This is a genomic window from uncultured Gimesia sp., from assembly GCF_937919775.1.
In the GTDB taxonomy this organism is placed as follows: Bacteria; Planctomycetota; Planctomycetia; order Planctomycetales; family Planctomycetaceae; genus Gimesia.
This window is the reverse complement of the sequence record NZ_CALFPF010000153.1, coordinates 1-6,897: the sequence shown is the minus strand read 5'-3', so window position 1 is coordinate 6,897 and position 6,897 is coordinate 1. Positions and strand designations below refer to the sequence as shown.

The following is a 6,897-nucleotide window of genomic DNA, read 5'->3' as shown; positions in this document are numbered from 1 at the left end:
CAGGCCAGACAGCCGACCGAACGCATCAGGATTTCCCCTTCGCGCTGTTCTTCATCGCGGGTCAAAGCCTGCTTGGTTTTTTTGTCTTTTTTCGGAGCCGGGATTTTATTGAGCGAAGCGGTTTTTGAATTTGCGAACAGATAGGCGGCGATGGCTGCGGCTTCCTGATCGTTGAATCCGAAGAAGGGCATTTTCGCATGTGCGGCGACGCTGTCGTCATTCTTGATTTTTCGGATCATCCATTCCGGGTTGAGCGCGGTCGTGACATACGTCAGATCGGGAGCGGCGGGGCTGGTCAACTGGTTTTCGCGCTGATGACAGCGGTTGCAGCGATGGGCGTCGAAGTGGGTTCGGCCGCGGGAAATTTGCGCGACTTCCGGACTCCCTTCTTCCCGGTAGAGAATATTCGCCTGAATCGGTTCCAGCCCGAACAGATTCGAAGACCAGAATAACTGCACGCGTGCCTGAGGAGCGATCTTTTTGTAAGAGACCTGCAGTTCGAATTCACCGAAATTCTGTTCGTACTTTGGTCCCACAACCCAGCCGGCCGTTTCGCGTTTGCCTTCCAGTACCGTTTTGCCGGCGATTTCGACTTTGATTTCCCCGGTGAGATAAGCCGAGAGCTGGTACTCGCCCGGCTGTTTTACCAGAATCAGGCTGGTCCATTCTGCGGAGAAGTTTTTGTCGGAGAGTTGCGGCAGCGGCGCACTGGTGCCCCAGTTAAAGGCGATATCCGGATCAATGCGCTGCACGCGTTTTTCACCGGCCTGATAAGTGGCGAGCAGACCGGGCGGGTAGTCGCCTTCTTCCGGATCGATTTCTTCAGCCGCCAGATTCCTCCCGACGATCATGAGTAAGAGACAACCAAATAATAAACCAGACAGGCGTAAAAAAACGCTGAACCTGAGCGCTTGCATTTGATGGCAGATCATGATGAAGGGAGGCTTCAGTGCTGAAAAGTGGTTGGTTAACAATCCAAATTAACTCGGTCGCAAAATAAAAAATCAGCCATTCGTTATTGTTCGAATGGCTTTTCGTCTTTGGCATTGGCTCCGAACGAAGCACGGAACGAGTCTAGAACTGACGCGACGGTTTTCTTTGGTCCGGTCAGTTTGAGAAAGTAATAGGGTTTGCCTTCGATGGCCAGAATCACGCCGAGCATTTGTGAATCAGGAACGGCCTCTGTTTTTCTCAGGAATGGGGGGCCGATCGATTTGTTGTAGGTGCCGTTGATATCGGCGAAGACGTATTTGCCTTCTTTCGTTTCACCCTGGGTCACTTTGACTTTGCGGCCTTCACTGGCAAACTGACCGATCCAGCGTGTAATGTTGGCAGAGGTTCCGCCGCCGGTACCGCCGAAAGAAGAGATGACCAGTTCAGCCGGTTCCTTGTCGCCTTCCACTGCGGGGATTTCAAATTGCGCCAGTCGCAGGTTGTTGGACGGGGGAGCACTTTTCCAGCTCGCGGGAACTTTAAGTGTGATGTCCTTGATTTGGACTTCATTGGTTTTGGCAGGTGTTTCTTCAGCATGTGCCGTGCAGGCATAGATTGCCAGAGAAAGCCCCAGGATGGAAAACAGCACTCTGCGGAATGTGGTGGGAGAGATCATGTATATCCTCGGATTGAAAAAAGAGGTTGCGCATTTGACTATTGGTAATTGTCCCCCATTCTGCGGAGATTTTCAACTCGTTGCTTCAAGAAATGCCTCTCGGACTCAAATTTTGAAAAAGATCGGTGAAGTTCTGCCTGGATGTTGCTAAAAATCAACACGCTGGATTCTATTTTCAACCATGGAAAAAAGACTGCCAGGGTGGTGGGGAAGGTGTTCAGTCCTTACTTTTTGTGCGTGTGCAGACAAACCGGGAGCGGTTTCTGCGCGCACTGTCGGGCCAGCCGACAGTGGCACACAACGTCGATCCTGAGTGGCACGCCACGTCGATCTTTAGTGGAACACAGCGTCTTTTTTTGTGGCCTCGATGTCTTGCTTTTCGTCTGTTTTCAAACTCGGGTCACTTCTAATCGGCGGAGACGCAGCGGTTGTTGGCCCAGTGGCGTAGTTCGGCGATGCGTTCTTTCATTAAGACTGCCAGCGGTCTTGTTTTCTGAATCTCGTTCGCGATATGGCGATCTTCGATTTCTGCATTTTCAGAAAAGGCGGCAAATAAACCGGACATCACGATCTGTTCCAGTTCCGAGCCGGTGAAGTCCTCTGCCATTGCGGCGAGGGAGCGAATGTCAAACTGGTCGGCGTCCCGTTTTCGCCGCTGGAGATGGATGCGCAGGATCTGTTCACGGGCCGCGGAGTTGGGGAGATCCACGAAAAAGACTTCGTCAAAGCGCCCTTTGCGCATCAGTTCCGGCGGGAGTGCCGAGATGTCATTCGCGGTGGCGATGATGAAAATTGGATGGCGATGATCCTGCATCCAGGCGAGCAGGGTTCCAAACATGCGTTTCGATAAACCGCCATCCGCCGAAGAGGAAGACGCCGAGGCGAACGCTTTTTCGATTTCATCAATCCATAAAATCACGGGGGCCATCGATTCCGCCTGCGAGAGTGCCTGTCGCAACTGGCTCTCACTTTCGCCGATAAATTTCTGGTAGAGCATGCCCGGGTCGAGTCGCAGTAAGGGCATGTTCCAGTCGGAAGCCACCATTTTGGCGCATAAACTTTTTCCCGAGCCGGGCACTCCCAGCATAAGCACGCCCCGCGGCGGCTCGATGCCAAACTCCTGTGCTTTGCGGGAAAATCCGCCGCGACGCAGTTTCAGCCAGTCTTTTAATCTGCCGAGCCCGCCAACCTCTTCCGGTTTGACATCAACGGCGATCGATTCCAGGCAGCCTGTGGAACCGAGCAGCGTTCGTTTGGCCTCGATGATGTGCGGTAAATCTTTCGCGTTTAAATCATTGTCCTGCAAGATGGCCGAGGTGATCACGCGTTCGACTTCATTACAACTGAGCCCCCGCATCGTCAGCACCAGTTGTTCCATTTCCCGCTTCGTGAGTTTCACGGTGATCTCGGCGTCGCTCTCTTTTTTGATCTTGTTAAAGGTCTGTTTAATGACGGCGGATAATTCCTCGGTGGTCGGCCAGCCCAGTTCATAGCGAACGGTAAAACGTTTGATTTCGTCGGGCAGGGGGAAGGCGTCGATCAGAATCAGGGTCGATTTTTTGTTGCGGCAGGTTTCCATCAGATCGCGCAACATGCGATTGACGATACTATCGCGGCAATAAGCGCCGAGATCTTTGAATACGAACAGATCTTCATCGGTATTTTTGTGGATGAAACTGAGAGTCTGCTCCGGTTTGCCTCCGGGGACCGTCGCTGATTTTAAGGTGGTCCCTGCGAACTTGCATAAGCCGTTCGTCGTCGACCACTCGTAAAGCGCCCTGTCTAAATTCTGAGCGACACCTTGCACCAGATTCAAGGCGCGTTGTTCATCCAGTGTTTCGATGGAGATGAATGGATTTCCTGAGCGAATCAGCAGTTCCAGTGAATTCGACATCAATGATCGTTCCTCTGTAGACGGATTCTTTTCAAGCGGTAACGGAAATCGAGGGAGAATAGATCACGGGTTAATGCGACTTTTTCAATAACTTCCGAAATTGATTCCAGGTTCTGGTATTGGCGACCTCTTGTTTCGTGAGCCCTGCGCGACGCGCCTGATAAACGCCGTACTGCATGACGTCCAGACCGCGCACACTGTGGGCATCGGTATTAATGACAATCGGAATTCCCAGTTCTTTCGCTTTGGCTGCGTGAATGTCATCGATGTCCAGACGCAGGGGATGCGCGTTGATTTCCAGCATCGTGCCATGATCGGCGGCCGCCTTGAGGACCTCGCCGTAATTGATATCGGCTCCCGGTCGTTTACCGATCAGGCGCCCCGTCAGATGCCCGATGATGGAAACGTGTGGGTTTTGAATGGCATTGAGCAACCGTTGCGTGACCTGTTTTTGTGGCTGTTTCAGACCGTAATGCAGAACCGCGATGACCCAGTCGGCTTCCGCCAGAACATCATCGGGCAGATCCATACTGCCGTCTTCCAGGATATCGCATTCAATGCCTTTCAGAATCTGGATATCAGAGACCTTTTCCTGTACTTTCTCGATGGCTTTCCAGTGTGCCCGCAGACGTTTCGCGTCCAGACCGTTGGCCATCGTTACGCGTTTGGAGTGATCTGTGATGGCGATGTACTGATAACCTTTGGCTTTCGCGCCTTCCGCCATTTCGAGAATCGATGCGGTGCCGTCTGTGGCTGTCGTGTGCATGTGCAGGTCGCCGCGAATCTGTTTGAGTTCGATCAGTTCGGGCAGTTCGTTTTTCTCGGCGGCTGCGAATTCCATTCTGTTTTCGCGCAATTCCGGCGGAATCCAGGGGAGATCGAGGGTCTGATACACGTCTTCCTCGGTCTTGCCTGAAACCAGTGTGTCATCACGAAACAGGCCGTATTCATTCAGTTTGAGGCCTCGATCCTGCGAGCGGCGGCGGAGCACAATGTTGTGTTCCTTCGAGCCGGTAAAGTAGAGCAGGGCTGCGCCGTACGATTCTTCCGGCACGACGCGCAGATCCAGTTCCAGACCGGAATTCAAACGGACGCGTTGTTTGGTTTCGCCGCGGGCCAGAACTGCTTTGACCAGTTCATGATTTTGTAAGGCATCCATGACTTCGTTGGGCCGACTGGAAGTGACGAGAATATCCAGATCGCCGACCGATTCTTTCCGCCGACGACAACTGCCCGCTTCTGAAATATTCTGCACGGAATCCAATTCACCGAGGTCGTGAATGATTTCATCGGATAGCGCTTTCGCATCCGCGAGTCGGACCCGATTGCCCGCCTGGCTGAGATGTTCAAGCCCTTCGAGGATGATTTGCTCCGTTTTTTTGCCGAAGCCTTTCTGCTCGGCAATCACGCCGTTTTCGGCAGCCGCCTTGAGATCGTCGAGCGAGCGAATTGAGAGTTCTTTGAACAGAAAGGCAACTTTTTTAGGGCCGATGCCGGGGATATCCAGCATGCGGACCACATCGGCGGGAATTTCTTCTTTGAGTTCTTCGAGTTGAGGTAATGTCGCCGTTTCTACGATGGTGACAATTTTTTCCGCGAGGTCTTTGCCGATGCCGGGCAGTTCCTGTAATTCGTTCGGACTGTTTCTGGCGATGTCCTGAATGGAATCAGAAAGACCCGAGATGGTGCGCGCTGCATTGCGATACGCGCGCAGGCGAAAAGGATTTGCTCCCTGGATTTCCAGCAAATCCGCCAGTTCCTCAAACTGGCGTGCAATTTCCGAGTTTTGCATGTTCGGTATCCGGATTCTCAAACTGAAAGTTTCGAATGAATTTTGAAGTTTCTATTCCCTAACAATAACGCGAGCGGCGCATAAAAAAAGTGCAAGGCGGGGAAGCACTTGCACTTTGTAGATTCTTAGAAGCGTCAGCCGTTATTTGCTGGCGATTTTTGCGGAATCGGTAATGGCAAACCAGCCGGAATTCGCAGGGACATCCTGCTTGGCTACGACGGGAGCAGAAAAATTCGCCCGGATCGTTAAGCGTTCTGCTCTTGGTGCCGATTTCCAGGTAATTTTCTGGTCCAGATTCAGAGGCTGCACTCGCAGTGGTGGGAGATTGGTTTCCTGCTCTGCTTTGGGAGCTTTTTCACCAGGGTTGGGAGTGGGAGCCGCTTTCTTCTGGGGGATGGCTGTCTTGGGGAACTTACCATCGGGAGTGGGTTTGAATGCTTTACTTTCGCCCGTTCCGAAGAAGTCATCCTGTTTTTTCTCGGTACCAGGTTCTGGTGTCTCTGTTCCGAAATCAGGTTGAGCGGGTTTCGTGCCCGGCATGGGAAGATCTACGGCGTCACGTTTCAAAGGTTCTTTGAACAGATCTTCCGTTCCGCTTTTCGGCATCGGCGTGTCCATTGGCGCCCGATCATAACGACGCGACTCGAAGCCGGAATCTTCGACACCGGGGCTTGTTTTACCGGGAGTCATCGGCTCTTCGGCAAATGTTTTGGGAGTCGTGCTTTGCACTTCACGTGGTGCGGGAACTTTACCGCCGGAATTCGGATCAGGCGTCGGTGTGCTGGCGGTGGCGGGATTATAAGAGACGCCACATTGACCGGTGCTGCAACCACCGGCTCCACAGGAGCCCGTTGAACAACCTCCCATGTCACAGGGAGAACAGCAACCAGGACCGTAAGCGACGCTGGCAAACTGAGAGGAATTTCCTCCGGCAAAACTTTGATAGTTGACACCAACGACTTGCGGGTTGTTGATCAGGTACCAGCGATAAGCGGCGCGGGTGCTGCGTCTCGACGGTGCCATTCCCATATTACCGCCATAGTAGGCTGTGTAACCGGGAGCGCCGCAGCAACTGCCAGATCCCATCATCCCGTATCCACCATAATTGGCGGAATAAGATTGAGGTGCAGCGCCGGCGTACATCGGACCGTTTCGGCTTGGCCCAAAAATGGCGTTGTACGTCCAGGGAATCACCCCGGCGTTAGACTCGGCGAGTGAAACCATGCCGACTGCCAGAAGACATCCGGCTGTCAGACAAACTTTTTTCAGATTCATGTTTTTACGAAGACTCATCATCCATTCGACCTTTTTAAATCGAGCCACACAATTGCACGACCAGGGGCAGAAAGCCATGCCGAAAGAAGACGTAGTCCATCACGCCAAGTTCTCTATATTTCCAGTGTTACCGAAAATGTCGAGAGCTAATCCATTAGTTACTCTTTTGTACCGTTTCGATCCTACCAATGTCAATGATTGAGATTGCTGGTTGGGTCGGATAAACTAAGTTTTTGAGCGATAATTCGTAAGAATTCGCAATTGTTTCTATTTTAGCTAGTGGGTGTCCCGAAAGTATTTTAGTTCGTAAATAATAGCGTTAAATTG

At 52.3% G+C, this 6,897-nt stretch carries 5 protein-coding genes; all 5 read right to left on the bottom strand.

Annotated elements, in window-relative coordinates; all coding sequences use genetic code 11:
• Positions 1 to 851 (bottom strand): PA14 domain-containing protein (locus Q0294_RS04135; RefSeq protein WP_299461215.1); only part of this gene is annotated, 851 nt, incomplete at its 3' end.
• A gap of 164 nt (positions 852 to 1,015) precedes the next feature.
• Positions 1,016 to 1,609 carry a hypothetical protein gene (locus Q0294_RS04130; RefSeq protein WP_299461213.1) on the bottom strand — a complete coding sequence of 198 codons (594 nt, stop codon included), beginning with the start codon at positions 1,607 to 1,609 and terminating at the stop codon, positions 1,016 to 1,018.
• Between the two features lie 406 nt (positions 1,610 to 2,015).
• A complete protein-coding gene (locus Q0294_RS04125; protein ID WP_299461211.1) occupies positions 2,016 to 3,503 on the bottom strand; it encodes an AAA family ATPase in 1,488 nt (495 codons plus the stop codon).
• A gap of 70 nt (positions 3,504 to 3,573) precedes the next feature.
• The gene (gene polX / locus Q0294_RS04120; protein ID WP_299461209.1) at positions 3,574 to 5,295 is read right to left on the bottom strand and encodes a DNA polymerase/3'-5' exonuclease PolX; all 1,722 of its coding nucleotides are present in this window, start codon (positions 5,293 to 5,295) and stop codon (positions 3,574 to 3,576) included.
• Positions 5,296 to 5,436: 141 nt separating this feature from the next.
• On the bottom strand, positions 5,437 to 6,591 hold the full coding sequence (locus tag Q0294_RS04115; RefSeq protein ID WP_299461207.1) for a hypothetical protein: 1,155 nt from the start codon (positions 6,589 to 6,591) through the stop codon (positions 5,437 to 5,439).
• Positions 6,592 to 6,897: the final 306 nt, after the last annotated feature.